The organism is Sphingomonas sp. 10B4 (assembly GCF_035019905.1).
Classification (GTDB): Bacteria; Pseudomonadota; Alphaproteobacteria; order Sphingomonadales; family Sphingomonadaceae; genus Sphingomonas; species Sphingomonas glacialis.
This window is the reverse complement of the sequence record NZ_JASJVC010000083.1, coordinates 1-15,121: the sequence shown is the minus strand read 5'-3', so window position 1 is coordinate 15,121 and position 15,121 is coordinate 1. Positions and strand designations below refer to the sequence as shown.

General features: G+C 63.5%; 20 protein-coding genes. 15 read left to right on the top strand and 5 right to left on the bottom strand.

What is annotated here, in order from left to right; translation table 11 throughout:
* A partial coding sequence (locus QN347_RS16860; protein WP_323494197.1) for a hypothetical protein occupies nt 1-308 on the top strand: 308 nt, incomplete at its 5' end.
* Here the strand turns inward: QN347_RS16860 and QN347_RS16855 are convergent.
* Nucleotides 298-633, bottom strand: coding sequence for an addiction module antidote protein (locus tag QN347_RS16855; protein ID WP_322163196.1), 336 nt, complete (start codon nt 631-633; stop codon nt 298-300). The genes QN347_RS16860 and QN347_RS16855 overlap by 11 nt on opposite strands.
* Complete coding sequence (locus QN347_RS16850; protein WP_322163194.1) at nt 630-920, bottom strand: type II toxin-antitoxin system RelE/ParE family toxin; 291 nt, start codon at nt 918-920, stop codon at nt 630-632. Before QN347_RS16850 ends, QN347_RS16855 begins: the two co-directional genes overlap by 4 nt.
* Before the next feature lie 133 nt (nt 921-1,053).
* On the opposite strand from QN347_RS16850, the gene QN347_RS16845 reads away from it, so the two are divergent.
* From QN347_RS16845 to QN347_RS16790, 12 genes are all read left to right on the top strand, one after another.
* Nucleotides 1,054-1,296, top strand: coding sequence for a hypothetical protein (locus tag QN347_RS16845; RefSeq protein ID WP_322163192.1), 243 nt, complete (start codon nt 1,054-1,056; stop codon nt 1,294-1,296).
* A 162-nt stretch (nt 1,297-1,458) separates the two neighbouring features.
* Nucleotides 1,459-1,629 (top strand): hypothetical protein, encoded by a 171-nt coding sequence (locus tag QN347_RS16840; protein ID WP_322163191.1) that lies wholly within the window; start codon nt 1,459-1,461, stop codon nt 1,627-1,629.
* 138 nt (nt 1,630-1,767) lie between these two features.
* Nucleotides 1,768-2,325: a terminase small subunit gene (locus QN347_RS16835; RefSeq protein ID WP_322163189.1), complete on the top strand. Its 558-nt coding sequence runs from the start codon at nt 1,768-1,770 to the stop codon at nt 2,323-2,325.
* Complete coding sequence (locus QN347_RS16830; RefSeq protein WP_322163187.1) at nt 2,322-7,685, top strand: PBSX family phage terminase large subunit; 5,364 nt, start codon at nt 2,322-2,324, stop codon at nt 7,683-7,685. The genes QN347_RS16835 and QN347_RS16830 overlap by 4 nt, the downstream gene beginning before the upstream one ends.
* Nucleotides 7,686-7,855: 170 nt before the next feature.
* A complete protein-coding gene (locus QN347_RS16825; RefSeq protein ID WP_189675041.1) occupies nt 7,856-8,137 on the top strand; it encodes a hypothetical protein in 282 nt (93 codons plus the stop codon).
* Complete coding sequence (locus tag QN347_RS16820; RefSeq protein WP_322163185.1) at nt 8,134-8,406, top strand: hypothetical protein; 273 nt, start codon at nt 8,134-8,136, stop codon at nt 8,404-8,406. The genes QN347_RS16825 and QN347_RS16820 overlap by 4 nt, the downstream gene beginning before the upstream one ends.
* 20 nt (nt 8,407-8,426) lie before the next feature.
* Nucleotides 8,427-8,963: a lysozyme gene (locus QN347_RS16815; protein WP_322163183.1), complete on the top strand. Its 537-nt coding sequence runs from the start codon at nt 8,427-8,429 to the stop codon at nt 8,961-8,963.
* A complete protein-coding gene (locus QN347_RS16810) occupies nt 8,960-9,235 on the top strand; it encodes a hypothetical protein (RefSeq protein WP_322163181.1) in 276 nt (91 codons plus the stop codon). The genes QN347_RS16815 and QN347_RS16810 overlap by 4 nt, the downstream gene beginning before the upstream one ends.
* Before the next feature lie 40 nt (nt 9,236-9,275).
* Nucleotides 9,276-9,740: a hypothetical protein gene (locus QN347_RS16805; protein WP_322163179.1), complete on the top strand. Its 465-nt coding sequence runs from the start codon at nt 9,276-9,278 to the stop codon at nt 9,738-9,740.
* The gene (locus tag QN347_RS16800; RefSeq protein ID WP_322163177.1) at nt 9,718-9,963 is read left to right on the top strand and encodes a hypothetical protein; all 246 of its coding nucleotides are present in this window, start codon (nt 9,718-9,720) and stop codon (nt 9,961-9,963) included. Before QN347_RS16805 ends, QN347_RS16800 begins: the two co-directional genes overlap by 23 nt.
* Before the next feature lie 61 nt (nt 9,964-10,024).
* A complete protein-coding gene (locus QN347_RS16795; RefSeq protein WP_323494194.1) occupies nt 10,025-10,480 on the top strand; it encodes a hypothetical protein in 456 nt (151 codons plus the stop codon).
* Complete coding sequence (locus QN347_RS16790; protein ID WP_323494192.1) at nt 10,477-12,225, top strand: hypothetical protein; 1,749 nt, start codon at nt 10,477-10,479, stop codon at nt 12,223-12,225. Before QN347_RS16795 ends, QN347_RS16790 begins: the two co-directional genes overlap by 4 nt.
* A gap of 421 nt (nt 12,226-12,646) precedes the next feature.
* On the opposite strand, the gene QN347_RS16785 is transcribed toward QN347_RS16790, so the two are convergent.
* The gene (locus QN347_RS16785; RefSeq protein ID WP_322163172.1) at nt 12,647-12,868 is read right to left on the bottom strand and encodes a hypothetical protein; all 222 of its coding nucleotides are present in this window, start codon (nt 12,866-12,868) and stop codon (nt 12,647-12,649) included.
* Nucleotides 12,869-12,926: 58 nt separating this feature from the next.
* Between QN347_RS16785 and QN347_RS16780 the strand changes: the two genes are divergently transcribed.
* Nucleotides 12,927-13,469, top strand: a complete 543-nt coding sequence (locus tag QN347_RS16780) for a hypothetical protein (RefSeq protein WP_322163170.1) — start codon at nt 12,927-12,929, stop codon at nt 13,467-13,469.
* Between the two features lie 92 nt (nt 13,470-13,561).
* Here the strand turns inward: QN347_RS16780 and QN347_RS16775 are convergent, their stop codons facing one another.
* Entirely contained in the window at nt 13,562-13,717 is a 156-nt protein-coding gene (locus QN347_RS16775; protein ID WP_322163168.1) for a hypothetical protein, read from the bottom strand.
* A gap of 203 nt (nt 13,718-13,920) precedes the next feature.
* Between QN347_RS16775 and QN347_RS16770 the strand changes: the two genes are divergently transcribed.
* On the top strand, nt 13,921-14,727 hold the full coding sequence (locus QN347_RS16770; protein WP_322164193.1) for a DNA adenine methylase: 807 nt from the start codon (nt 13,921-13,923) through the stop codon (nt 14,725-14,727).
* On the opposite strand, the gene QN347_RS16765 is transcribed toward QN347_RS16770, so the two are convergent.
* On the bottom strand, nt 14,722-15,121 hold a 400-nt coding region (locus tag QN347_RS16765), incomplete at its 5' end, for a hypothetical protein (protein ID WP_323494191.1). The genes QN347_RS16770 and QN347_RS16765 overlap by 6 nt on opposite strands.

Sequence of the window (15,121 nt, the reverse complement as noted above, 5' to 3'; positions counted from 1 at the left end):
GTTTGGGCATCACGCCCATCTATCCCACTCGATTCCCTACGGGAATCCCCAACGTCAGTTTTGCAACAAAGCCATTGGACATTAACACACGCATCAGGTCGCCGCATGCCACGACCGAGAGCGAGCTGAAGCATCTGAACAGCCAGGTCAGCGCGCTGCGGGTAGAGATGGTGCGCATGAAGGAACTGCTGCAGACGATCGCGGATAACACGGCCTCGCGCCCGCAGAACAGCGATCTTGGCTTGCTCGGGCCGACCGGTGTCGCAGCGTATACTACGAACGCTGTAGACCTGGCGACTAGGCCATAGCTCTGTCGCGCACAGCCGGAGCGGGCCCCGCATCGTTCGAGGCAGGCGCCGCACGAAGCTGCACGCCCATAGTCTTCAACACCGAAAGAACCGTCGCCAACGACGGGTTGCCGCCTTCGCCGAGCGCCTTGTACAACCCAGCGCGCGTGATGCCCGAGTTGTTCGCAACTTCGGTCATGCCTCGCGCGCGAGCGACGTCGCCGATCGCCGCTTTGATCAGTTCGAAGTCGCCTTCCTCGAACACGGCGTCGAGATAGGCGGCAATCTTTTCCTCGCTGTCCAGATGCGCGGTAACATCCCATGCGGTCGTCTTGATGCCCATCATTCCAGTTCCTTTGCGAGCTTTTTGGCCTGCTTGATGTCGCGGTCCTGCGAACCCTTATCCCCGCCGCAGAGCAGGATCACGATTTCCTTGCCCCGATTGACGAAGTAGACGCGGTAGCCGGGGCCATAGTCGATCCGCATCTCGCCGATTCCGTCGAAGTATTTCACGTCCCCGAGGTTGCCGAGCGATGCCCGACGAATTCGGGTCAGAACCTTCGCCTGCGCACGCAGATCGCGAAGCCCGTCGATCCAATCCGAAAATGCAGGTATCTGGCGGATCTCGAACATAGCGATTGTATCCCATGGTTGACAACGAATGTCAACCGTAGGATACGAAAAGCGGCGCAGGGATTACCGGTATTCATGCTGCGCGGTAGGATGGTATTAAGGGTCCGCGCGACCTTAGCGGAAGGTGCATGGCATGAATCAATGGGACGACAGGGCCGCGCGCCTGCAAGACAGCGTTCGGGCGGCAGAGCAGCGGAATGCAGAATTCTCTCAATACGATCAGGACGATGTGGCCCGAGCGGTAGTTCATACAAGGCAAGACGTCGTGTTGCTGGTGTCGCAACTTTCGTCACTCAATGCGCAGCTCCGGATGGTAAAATGGCTGCTCGCTTTTATCGCGGTCGCGGCGGCATTTTTTGTCTACCGCGCGTTGTGATCCTGCTGCACCGAGCCTGCCGGAACAAATCGCGACCCAGCTCGCGAAACCCCTTGCAATCCGGGCGTGACCTCAGGCATAGAGCGCAAGTTCTTAGAGTTGCCCCCGCGCCGCACGGCTTCGGGGGTTTCTTTTTATCAACGCCCCCCGAAAGGATTGATCATGCGCTTTTTCGAGAGCCTCTATTCGCTCGTCTGCGCCATGTGCGCCGTGCTGGTCGCGTTCGCGCTGACCGCCATCACCGCAGGCTGGGGCGGCATGAAGGGCCATTTTCACCTGATACCCGACCAGCCGCGGTCGATCGCCGACACGCGCCGGATGGGCCTCGCCTGACATTCTCGCCGAGTAGCGGACGCTAGCCGGGGCGATAGCCGGTCCTGCGGGTGCAACGCCTGCCCCTCGTGCAACGCGGAAGGGGGTGATCATCTGCGGCGGCGCCAGTGACCGGCGCCTATTCCATGGAGATTCCCGATGGCTGTGAAGCCCAAGGCTCGCGCGCCCAAGGCCGACGCGTCGAAGCCCCTGACCGTTCGGCAGCAGCTGTTCGTCGTCGAGTTCATGCGCGATCTGAACGCTGGGCAGGCTGCGATCCGCGCCGGGTATTCAACCAAATATGCGAACCACCATGCTTGCGAGCTGGTCGCGCTGCCGCATGTCGCCGCTGCGATCGCCGAAGCGATGGAGGCGCGCAGCAAGCGCACCAAAATTAACGCCGACTGGCTGCTGACGCGGCTAGCGCAGGAGGTCGAAGCCGACATCGCAGATCTCTATGACGAAGCAGGCCGAGTGAAGGCCGTCAAGGATTGGCCGATCATCTGGCGCACGGGTTTAGTGGCCGGGCTCGACGTTGAGAGCGTCGGCGGCGGTGCTGGGACCATCGTGAAAATGAAGCTGTCGGACCGCGTGAAGCGCCTCGAGTTGATCGGCAAGCACATCGACGTTCAGGCGTTCAAGGAGCGTGTCGATCATACCAGTTCCGACGGGTCGATGACACCGCCGCTGCCGGTCTACAACATCACCGAGACGTGACTCCGGAGGTTCTGGAGATCTTCCCGGCATATCGGGACTATCTCCAGCCCGCTCGCTTCAAAGTCGCCTATGGCGGCCGCGGCAGCGCCAAGACGCGCACGATCACGACGATTCTCACCAGCAACGTGCTTTATCACGGCTGGCGCCTGGTCTGCTTCCGCGAGATCATGGAGTCGATCGCGGACAGCGTCTATCAGGAGTTCATCGCCGAGATCGAACGCCGCGACCTCGGGCGTTTTTTCGAGATCCTCAAGACCGAGATCAAATGCCGCACCTCTGGCGGCGTCATCAAATTCTCCGGCATCAAGTCGAACGCCAAGCGCCTGAACACGCAGAAGCTGAAAGGCTTTTCGAACTTCGACGCCGCCTGGCTGGAGGAAGCGAACCCCGTCTCAGCCGAAAGCTGGAACGCGCTGATTCCGACGATGCGCAAGGACGGGTCGGAAATCTGGGTCTCGTTCAACCCGGAGAACCCGCTCGAAGAGACCTATCAGCGTTTCGTCGCCAACCCGAAATATCCGGCCGAGAAGGACGGCAAGCCCTACTGCATCGTCCGTAAGATCAATTTCACCGAGAACCCCCGGTTCCCGAAGGAGTTGGCCGACGACGCGGAGTTGATGCGGCAGACCGACCCGGAGCTTTACCGCTACGTCTACATGGGCGAGCCGGTTTCGGACAACGCGCTCGCGATCATCAAAACGGCCTGGATCGAGGCCGCCGTCGACGCGCACATCGACATCCCCGGCTTCCCCATGGGCGGCGGCAAGATGGGCGGACTCGACGTCTCTGGCGGGGTCGAGGGCGACACAGCAGCGCCGAAGGCGAACGATCCTAACGCGATCGCCTGGCGCTATGGCTGCACCCTCTCAGGTCTCGAAGAGTGGCAGGACGAGAATCCGAACGCCGCGGCCTCACACGCTTACGATGTCGTGACGCGTCAGGGTCTGGACAATCTGCATATCGACGACATCGGCGTCGGCGCATCCGTCCCCGGCGAGATGCAGCGGCTGCAGCGCGAAGCGTTGGCTCGGTCGCCGACGATCGCGAAAGCATCATTCGTCGGCTGGACTGCATCGGAATCGCCGGACAGCCCGGAACGCGAATATCAGCCGGGCAAGACGCACGGCGACATGTTCGCGAACCTAAAGGCGCAAGGCTGGGGTCTCTTGGCCGACCGCTTTCGCAACACCTGGCAGGCACGGCGCGGTCTGCCTTACGACCGCGACCTGCTCATCTCGATCCCGCGCGATCTGCCACTGCGCGACAAGCTGCAGGCCGAATTGGCCCAGCCGAAGCGCGAGAGCATCAATGGCCGCATGAAGGTCGAGAGCAAGAAGACGCTCAAGGCCCGCGGCATCCCTTCGCACAACCTCGCCGATGCCGTCGTCATGGCTTTCGCGCCCGAGGCCACCCTCGCCGCGCTCTACGACATCAACGGCAACAGCCTCGCCAACCCTGTCGCCGCAGATTCGACCGGGAAGATCGGGTTTGCGGCCGCGAACGAGGTCTACGATTACGTCGATCCCACCGGGCTTGCCCCGACGATTCGCCGCCAGGCCTTCTACGATCTCGGCGGGCTCGACACACAGGTCGGTATCGCTGTGTCCAGCGCCACTGCTGCCGCCGCTTCTGCCGCGGCGGTGCCGGCTCTTTCGACCGCACTGACCAACGAGAGCTATGCTCGCACCGCGCGGATCACATTCGCATCGCCGCTGGTGATCGACGGCGGGACGCTGCTCGTCCCCGCAGCCTACCGCTATTCCGCGCGCGTCGGCGTCTTCGAAGCCAGCACGCCTCCCGACACCGGGACCAGCGCCTCGGCCTATTGGCCGATCGACCTGACCGCACCCGCTGGTCAGGAAGCGCGTATCTATTACAATTATGACGAGGCGCTGGCCGAGCGCGCGCCGTTCGCCATCACGACCGACGTTCCGTTCGTCAGCGACGAGCGCAAGGTCATCATCGCGACCGTGCGCGACGGCTTCGTCACGGCAGCCGGCGGGATGCCGATCGTGGGCGATCAGTACGGCGGGATGGTGTTCAACCTCCTGCGCTTCGGCCAGCAGATGGACAAAGCGCAGCGCCTGTTGGGAACCACCGCGATCGGCGACATCACCGATAGCGCGCTGCTCGGCCTCGGGTTTTCCCGGGGGGCGTTCAATGCCGACACCTTGAAGCCGGGCGTGGGTGGCGATGTTCCGGCGCTCGACGCGGGCGACTCCATCTTCATCCGTGGTTACGTGCAGACTTCGGTCGACCTCGGCTTCGGCGCTCCCGCCATCCGGTTCTACGACGCATCGGGCGTGGTGGTCGGGTCGCCTTATCCGATGACGCTCGAGCGCGTCCTGTCCGCGCGCGCGGCGGCGTATTCGCTTACCGGCAATGTTCCGGCCGGCGCGGTCGTGTGGCGCATGTGCATCGAGAGCCCCGCAGGTCAGACGCTTGGCATCACCGGTCTGCAGTTCGGTTTCGGTCAGAACGCCCAGTGGATCGCACGCGACGATTATATCGCGCCGACGGTCCCGCCCCGCAGCGGGAAACCCCTTCAGGCGGTCTCGACCCGCTTCAAGACGATGGCGGGCGCGGCGGTCACGGGATACACGCGCAACGAAAGCCGCCTGCAGGCCTATACGCCGCAGGGCTCCGTCCACGGCATGTGCTTGGTGTTCGGCAATTTCTACGTCGGTGCCAACGGCGTCGGCGAGACGCCGGGCCCGAACGCGATCACGATCGCCGCCGCCGTCGAGCCTCCGTATAGCCCGCAGGTGGCGGTTCCGGTCACGTTCGGCGGTCGCAAGCAGGTGGTCATCGATCCCGGCGCAATCGTCATCAGCGATCCAATCCCCGGCCTCATGTTCGATCCGAATCAGGCCAGCGTCGGCGGGACCTTCTTCGTCCGGACGACGGTTACGGTGTCCGCGGGCGGAGCATGGCCGCAGGGCTATTACGCCTTCGTCGACGGCGAGGCGTGCTATGACTCGAACAGCTCTACGACCCAAGTTTACGGCACGGGCGCGCTGACCGCACCCACCGGCGGGCAGCCCTCGTCGGGCGGTTATGGTCCGCTTGCCGCGATCGGCCGGACGGAGGCGGGGCAGGTCTCGATCGTTTGGCATTCCGATTCGATCGGCGATGGCACCGGCGACGCCACGGTCTCGCTGATCGACGGCTATATCGCGCGAGCGATGCAGAGCGTGAACGGCGCCGTCATCCCGCAGGTTCGAATGTCGCGTGGATCGGACACGATACTCTCGGCCACGCTGCGCAGCGGCTGGCTTCGCCGGAGCATGTACGAGTACGGCACGCACGGCCTGATCGCGATGGGCACGAACGACATCGCACAGGGCGCGACGTTCTCGGACCTTCAGGCACGGCTCACCGAGATCTCGGTCGCGATGCGCATGCGCGGCATGAAGGTGATTGCCAGCACGCTGTTCCCGCGCACCACCAGCAGCGATTCCTGGGCTACGACGACCGCGCAAGCCCCAGTGTCGGGCTTCGGCGTCGGAGAGACGCGGGACCAGTTCAACGCCTGGATCAAGAACTACGCCAACGGCGCGATCGACTATTGGTACGACCCGAATGAGCTCGTCGAATCGACGTCGCGACCGGGCGTCTGGAACACGAACGGCGCCGCGAATTATCCGACGACCGATGGCATCCACCCGACGACCTATTTCCATGTGCTCGCCGCCCAGGTCCTCACGCGACTGCTGAAGACGCTGTCGGTCCCCGAGTCCTATGACAGCATGTCCGGCTTCGTGGGCGGACCGTCGCCGACGGTCACCAAGTCCACCATCGGTCTCGCTGCGGTCGACAATACCAGCGATGTCAGCAAGCCGATCTCGACCCCGCAGGCCAGCGCGTTCGCGGCTCGCCCGACGACCGCGCTGCTGTCGACCACCGCAGGCGCGGGACTGGCGGGCTTCAGTCACGGAGCGACCTACGACCCGGGGAGCCATGGTGCAAAATCGCAGCAGGTCGTCAATGTCCACGACGACCCGTTCCTGGCGGTAGGAGACGGCATCGCGGACGATACCGTCGCGGTCATGGCGGCAATCACCGAGATCAACCGCCGCGGCGGCGGCGAGGTTCAGTTTTCCGCCGGCAAGAGGTATTTGGTCAACACCGGCAGCACCTCGCTTGCGCACTCGTTCCCGAACGTCTGGCTGACGACCAGCGCGCCCGGCGCGGCGACGATCGTCAACGGCTCCGCATCGCAATATGCCTTCACCTGGGGCAACACGAGCACGATGACCTATGGCGGCGGCATCCGCGGTCTCGCGTTTGCCAGTCAGTCGGGCGTTCTCGGCTCAGGGGTGCTGATCCAGAAAGTCGGGCAGTTCCGATTGGACGCGCTCCGGTTCCACAATTCCCCGTCAAAGCTCGCAACCGGCATCAAGATCAGCGGCTGCTCGCAGTTCATGTTCACCAACAACGAGGCGCAGGCTTGCTCCACCGCGGGGATGTACTTCGCGAACTGCATCGACGGATATCTGGCGAACAACCGCTCGGATGCGAACGAGGGGCTCGGCATCTGGTACGACGGCTGCCAGGGCATGTACACGATCAACTGCACGGCCTATTACAACGCCACCGGATGGAAGCTGGCCTCCGCGACCCCCTCGTCGCAGCCGAACGAGAACAACTTCTTCGTCACCTGCGTCGGCGACACGTCGGCCTCGTACAACTGGGTCATCAACGACAGCATCAACTCGTTCTTCACCTCGCCGTGGGGATCGTCGCAGATCAGCTCGACCGTGAACGTCTATGCCGCCGGGTTCATCATCTCCGGGAAATACAGCAGGAACCTGTTCCTCGACAATCCGATCGCGCTGTTCAACAACAGCCACGGCATCCAGATTTACGACGCCGGCGGCGATACGACTCCGACGCATATCCACATCACGAATCCGATGTGCGGCACGCAAGGCGTATTCGGATCGAATGGCAACGGCCAAGGCGGGTCGGGCTTTGGCCTCACCATGAATGGCGCCTGCGATCATATTCGCATTGCAGGCGGCCAGTTCCTCAACAACGCGTCGGGCTCGATCGGCAACACCTCGGGCGGCACCGACATCGTGATCGCCGACAACCCCGTCGGGTTTGTCACCAGCAGCCAAGGCCAAGCATCCATCGCGGTGGGCACCTCATCGATCGTCGTCCCGCACGGTCTCGGAACCACCCCCGGCGCTGGGAATATCACGCTCACGCCGCTGGGTAGCCGCTCCGCGAGCGGGATCACCGAATTCTGGGTATCGCCCGGCCCGACCAGCACGAGCTTCACCGTCAACACCAACACGAACGTCACAGGCACTGGATTCCAGTTCGCGTGGCAGGCGCGCGGTAACGGCGCCTGATCGCCCCCGCCCATTCGATCCGAAAGGCTCAGCCCATGGAAAATCTGATCTACGAAAACGGCCGCCCAGTGGGGATCGAGGTCGCCGGCCGCGTCTTGTGGTTCCCCTCCGCCCCGCTCGCGAAGTTCCGCGCCAAATGAGCGTGACGGTCCAACAGACTGCCCGCCGTCATGGCTAGCACCCCGCCCTCGCCGCCGCGCCCGTGGTGGCACGATTTCGCGCCAGCGATCACCATTGCAGCCATGCTCGCCGGGGGAGCCTTCTTCTACGGCGGCGTCACCCAACGCCTCACCGAGGTCGAGAGCCAGGCGCACGATCTGCGGATCCGCGTCGATCAGCAGGACAAGGACAAAGAAGCCACTATCGAGAAACTGAGCGCGATCGACGGTCGCACGATCCGAATTGAGACCACGCTCGCCTTGCTCAAACCAGACAAGGACAAGGCACCATGACAGGCCTGGGCGAACTCTTTTTTGTGATTGCGATATTCGCGATGATCGCGCCGCCGGTCGAGAGGGCGCTGACCCATCACCGCAGCGCGAGGGTCGGGATATTCGAAAGCACGTTCGCTCAGGCCTTCCCAGTAGTGCCGCCGAGCCCGTCGCTCGACGCGCTGACGCAACAAGCTGAAGACGCGCTCGAGCAGGACGACCTGTCGCGCGGGATTATCGCGACCGCGGCGACATACGATCACGCCGACGACGGCGCGCCCGAAGCCTAACCCTCATCCGGAGACACCGAATGTCGCAAACGCCTCCCCAGGCGGCCGCACCCGCGCGCGCGCCGACCAAGCCCGCTGTCGGCGCCCTCGTCGCCGCAGTGGGCCTCACCTGCGCCACTATCCTCTCCCCGTTCGTCTCGGGCTGGGAAAGCGGCGGGCAACAGCACCTGGTGCCCTACCGCGATATCGTGGGGGTCTGGACGCAGTGCGACGGGGAGACCCTCGGGGTCTCCGCGACGTCGCCGAAGGAGACGCCGGCTGGCTGCGCGGTGAAGCTCGACACGCGGCTCGCGGGCTTTGCTCAGCAAGTGGCGGCGTGCTCGCCCGGCCTACGCGGGCGCGACAACCAATGGGCCGCCGCGACCAGCCTCGCCTACAATATCGGCGTCAAGGCCTACTGCGGCTCGACCGTCGATCGCCGCTTCGACGCGCGCCAGTGGGCCGCCGCCTGCGACGCTTTCCTGATGTGGAACAAGGCCGGCGGCCGCGTCGTCGCCGGGCTCGCCAACCGCCGCGCCGCCGAGCGCGCCCTTTGCATGAAGGATCTGCCGAAATGACCGATGACACGACGCCGCCGATCGCCGTCAACAGCTCGCCGCTGCCCGATCAGCTCTGGGCGGCCGTGCGCCAGATCGCGCCGCCGGTCATGGCCTTCGCGATCGGCAAAGGCTGGATCGGGAACGACGCTGGGATCTTGCTCGGTTCGGTCGGCGCGATCGTCTGGCCGATCGTTGCCGGTCAGATCAAGACGCGCGAGCGTGCCCAGCAGCTGACCACGATCGCGGGCGACGCGCGCACGCCGGATGCGGTTGCGACGGTGAAACAGTGAACGCGCGTGAAGGCCGCGGTGACGGCGGGAGTGGGTGCTGATGTTCGCCACCATCGGCGCATGGCTTGCCGAAAAGGCCATCTTTGGGCGCATCGGTGCCTTCCTTAAGGCGCTCCCCTGGTGGGTGTATGCGATCCTCGCTGCGTTGATCCTGCTGCTGGTGGTCTACCTCCATGGCGAGAAGGCCGGCGAGACGAAAGGCGCAGCGAAGATCGAGAAGCGCGACGTCGCCGCCGACGCGAGGACCGTCGCCGAATCCAAGGCCGATACCACGAAAGCCCAGACGACCACCGATGCGATCGGGAAGCGCATGGCGCGCGTCGACGCCGCGACGACCGATCTCGTGCAAGCCAAGCTCAAGGAAATGACCGATGCGATTGCCATACCCGCTCCGCCTGCTGGCGATCCTCCCGCTCGCGTTGACACTCGCAGCCTGTCTGCATCCTTCGATGCCCTCGTCGAACGCGCGAACGGACAGGCCGATGCTGCCGACGCTCAACCCTGAATTCGTCCAGGCCTTCCACCTCAAGCCGCTCGGTCACCCCGAGACGGGCGTCATGGTCGAGATCGATCAGGGCTATCTGCAGGCGATGGGCGCGCTTCTCGCGGAGGCGATCGGCGACGTCGCCAAGGCCAACACGCACGCCGCTGGCGTGAAGCAGGAGCGGCGCTGTCTCACGGCGATCTGGACGACTGGCAGCGCGCCCGCGGACTGCCCCAAGAACTGACGCAGAAACGTCCGGGGGGATGACCATCCCCCGTCTCGCATTCCCCACCGAAAGGATCGACATGAAAAACCTGCTTCTGCGGGCCAGCATCGCCGCGTGCTTCTTCCTTGCCACTCCTGCGTTTGGTCAAGCCTGTGCCAATCACGACGACAACGGCATGTGCATCCCGGCGATGTCGTCCGTCACCCCCCCCGCTACCTCCACCCCGCTAACCTGGTCGGTCAGCACGACGACGACGGTAGGACCGTGGACGCCGCAGACCGGCCGCGCGATCTACCTGACCAAGACCAGCACCGACACGGCAACGATCAACGTGACGGTGACCACGGCGGGGTCGTGCGCGGCCGCCGTGCCGATCACGCTTGCGAACGGCACCTATACCGCTGGCGCCTTCGCGAGTGTTTCCTCGCAGCTCAGCGAATTCGTGGCTACCGAGCAGCGGACGAGCGCGCAATTCTGTGTCACCATCACGCCGGGCACGAACGGCGTCACCGATACCGGGAGCTTAAGCCAGTGATCAGGATCATGTTGCGCGCGCTGATCGCCGTGCTCGCGTTTTCCGCGCAGCCCGCGCTGGCGCAATACAATGGCGCGCCGGACCTCGCAGCGCCGGCGTACACGCTGGCTCAGAAGGCATTTGCCGGCGCCGGGACCATCAACGTCACCGACTACAAGCGCCCCGCAGACGCTGACTGGACACCCGCCTTCACGCGCGCGCTCGCGACCGGCAAGAGCGTCGTGATCCCCGAGCTCGCCGGCGGCTATATCATCTCCGACGCGCCGACGATTGCGGCACCGGGCCAGCGCCTTATCGGGTTCGGGCCGAGCAAGAGCTATCTCCATATGACCGCCGCGTTCAACCTATCGGCGGGAGCGGTCGTCACCGTCACCTCAGCCGTATCGGAAAGCTTTGCCGGGCTTTACGACGTGGGCTTCGTATTCGACCAGCCGAGCGTCACGACCCGCGCCGGCTTCACACAATACCCCTATGCGATCAGCCTGGTGAACGCGTCGCGCGCCTATCTTGGTGGCGTGATCAAGATCACAGGGGCGTGGAACGGCATCAACGCGACGGGAAACACCGGAGGCATGAGCGCGGAGTCGCTGCAGATCGGCGCGGCCAATGTCGGCATCGCGTTCGACGGCGCGCTCGATTTCGTGGCGATCAAGCATCTCGCGTGCTGGCCGCACGGTTTTTCCGACGCGAACCGGATTCAGGCTTATGCCGATGGAACGACCACTTGCGCGACCTTTGGTCGGGTAGACGGACTGCAGGTCGTCAAGATGACGGCGTTTTCGAGCCGCATCATTTTCGCGACCGGCAGCGGCGGTAACGCCACCTTCGGTGCGATCGAAAGCCTTTCGCTTGATGGCAACTATTCTCGCATCGACGGTGCTGTCGATCACCTCAAGATCGGGAACTGGTACAAGTCGAGCGCGATCGCGAACGACTATGCGATGAACCTGACGGGCGGAGAGTGGGAGCTCGGCCCCTATCGCATGTACTTCGGTGCAGGGGGCACGACGCCCTTCGTCCTCGTAGCGGGTGCCAACGTCACCGCGACCACCGGTCATGTCGATGCGATCAACACCGGAGCGCCCGCGTTTCGCATCACTAGCGGGACGATGACGCTCGACCACCCGGTAATCAACTATGGCGCGAACACGACGCGCACGGCGCCGTTCTTCGATATTGCAGGCGGAGTCGCCACGATCACCAAACCGCGCTTTGCCGCCATCGGCTCGGGTTCCGGTACGGGCATCGCGATCGCGGCGAACTCGGCCCACATGATCGATGCGCCGGCCATGAACGGCTGGGGGGTGACGCTGCCCGGCACGATCAGCGCGGGGTTTTACAATTTCGACACGTTGTTCGCCGCCTCACCTGCCGCGACGTTCCAGACGGTGGGCGATGCGACTTTCAACAATTCAGTCGCGACGACGCAATATCGTTTGACCGGCAAGCATATCAGCTTCCGTACTTCGCTGACCTTCACCACCAACGCTTACACGACGGCGAGCGGGGCATTCTCGATCATCACAGGCATCCCCTACCTGCCGCAGTACCCGGTCGGGCTGGCAATGCCGGATATCGCAAATGTGACTTTCAGCGGCTATTTCGCGCCGATCCTGGGGACATCGGGGACGGTCGCAATCCGCAATACGGCATCGGCGGCAGGCGAAGGAAATTTCGGAACGGCCAACATCAAAGCTTCAACTGCCGCGATCGTGACCAATGTTTCGGGCACATATCCGTTCTGATTTGTCGGCATACCAAGCAAAAGGCGCTCGGGGCTTCGCCTCGGGCGCCTTTTCTGTGTCTGCCAAAGTGTCCGCGACGCTAGGATGCTTACAGAGGGCTCAAGCGCTGCTCGTCAAATTCCGCCGAACGCGGAATTGCTCGTGTGCTTCCACATGGATAGCGGCGACTCTGAGCTTGAATTTAGGCTGATCGCAGCTTTGACAATGTGGAAACGTGCTCCCAAACGTACAAATTACGTCGTGCGGCGATAAATGATTTTTGCCGTGGGTGACTGTGTAAATGCCAGAGCACAGGACTTCTGTGCCTGGTTAAAATTCGCCGTTCAGAATGTTCATACGGCTTCCCCATGTTGTTTCCCACTCGCAACAACCTCCGGAGAGAGTCAATGATTCGTAAAGATCGAGCGCCGCATATGCTGGTTTAGACTGTCGCCCGATGGCGCTCGAGCATCGAGTCGACCGCAGTCGCGCCGAAGTCGCGAAAGATGACCTGCCACATCGGCCCCGCCTCTGCCCAAGCTCGGTCGTCCAGCGTACCATCCCGGCGGCTTTCCCATAGCGCCTCCGCCATTTCCTCGCGCAGCCCGTCGAGGTCGTTCGCGGTGCAGAGCCGGCAGCGGCCGTCGTGAGTCGGATCGTCCATCCCGCCGATATAAGCCGCCGCGTTTGTTCTCATAATGTTCTAGCCGAATCGCGCCACGATGTGCTTCACCGCGACCATGGTCGGCCCCATCAAAACCCTAACAGACCTGCGCCGGATCGAGGCCGCGGTGCGCGTGACCTGCAACGAATGCGGCCATGTCCGGATGTGTGATCGCGAGGCGCTAATCCATCATCGAACGGTGCACCGCGCCGGTCTGGACTGGGCGTCAGTGCGCTCGAGCCTGCCATGCTGGAACGCGCGCTGCGGCAGCCAGAACACCCGCGTCGAGGCCCTGCCCTTCAGCCAGGACCGCGTCGAGCTCCGCCGCAAGCGCGCCGAGACGATCCTGATGAACCTCGCGCTGACCGTGCTCCACGCCGCGTCCTACCGGGCGCTGGACGTGCCGATCGCGACTGCAGACGTGCGCCTGGCGCTTCGGGTGCTCTATCCGTTCCTGAAGGACGACGCGCCGCTGCGCGCCTACTGGTCAGCCGCCGCGGCGCCGCGCGATCATGCGTGGGACAGCTGTCACCGACCGTATGAAGCGATCCTAAAAGCGCTGCTCGACCGCGGTCTGCCGGTCGAGGCGGAATTGCGCTGATCATCTGCGGGTAACGGCCGACGCCCCCGGCGTCGGCCGCATCCCTTGTATGACGGACGAAAGTTGATTTTCCGTAAATTCGGATCGCGACTTTAGATATCGAGCCCGCGACGTTCGATCTCGCGCACAATCGCCTCGACATCGGGATTGGCCGGGTCGCCGTCGGTCTTCTGATACTCCGCGATCAACTCGGCATCGGACACCTCGACAGGATCGTCGTTCAGTTCGGGTGGGTCCGGGTGTTGCATGAGCAGAGGGTCTCATGAAAGCGGCAGCCGAGCAACGGCCTCGGCTTCTTCGGAATTTGAACACGCCCGCGCCGGAAGGCCGCGGGGGCTGTCCGGGTTGCAGCCCGGTAAGCCGACGCGCGGCGGGCGCGTCACGTCCGGTCGGCAAAGCCGGCCATCCCGCACCCGCTAAGCGGGCGCGGTCATGTGAGCCACGAATCATTATGAAATCGGTAACGACCACTCTGGGCGCGGTGCGCCCGGCTGCGCCCTATCTTGGCGGCAAGCGCAATCTATCCCGCCGACTATGCGAGATTATCGCCGCCACTCCCCACCAAACCTACGTCGAGCCGTTCGTCGGCATGGGCGGCGTGTTCCTGCGTCGCCGAGCGCCAGCTCGCGTCGAGGTCATCAATGACCTGTCTCGCGACGTCGCTACGTTCTTCCGGATCCTGCAGCGGCATTATCAGGCATTCCTCGACATGCTGAAATGGCAGCTGTCGAGCCGCGCCGAGTTCAACCGCCTGCTCGCCGTCGATCCGGACACGCTGACCGACCTCGAGCGCGCTGCGCGCTTCCTGTACCTTCAGCGCACGGCGTTCGGCGGTCGCGTCGTCGGACGCACCTTCGGCGTCAGCGCGGGCGCGCCCAGCCGGTTCGATCTGACCAAGCTGGTTCCGATGCTCGAGGATCTGCACGAGCGCCTGGCGCCCGTCACGATCGAATGCCTGCCTTATGGCGAGGTCATCAGGCGATACGACCGCCCCGACACGCTGTTTTTCCTCGACCCGCCCTATTGGAACAACGAGGGCGACTATGGAACCGGAGCGTTCGAGCGCGCCGACTTCCAGAGGCTGGCCGATCAACTCGCAGGCATCGCCGGAAAGTTCGTGCTCACCGTGAACGCCACAGGTGGCGCACGCGAAGTGTTCGGGCGCTTCGCGATTGAGGAAGTCGGGACAACCTATACCGTCGGCACCGCCCACGGCGGTGGCAAGCGAGTTACGGAATTGATTGTGCGCAATTCATAGCGCCTTTTCGTCGGACGCCCCCTGTGCGACCATCCAAGATAGAAAATGGCGCGCCGTGGGAGTGAGGCTGATTTGCGCGTGTTCTCCTATGCCGGTAATGTCAATTAGAGTCTGACCTTTCAGCCACGATAGCCATGCTTCGAAGTTGTATTGAGGCGAGGTAACCGTTGAGTCTCGCCGACTTATGAAAAACTGGCGGGCCGCGTCCATAGTAACCGCGCCCAGGCTGTTCAGCTGACGTATAAACGCCAATTGACTTCCATAGATCAGCCGATAAACGCGTCCATTTTCGGCTGCGCTCAGCATCACCGCAGCAAGTCTTAGAGTCTGATTCATAATTATTCGGGGTGATATCATAGTCTTGCGATGCGGCGTGCAAAGAGCTGGATCGAGG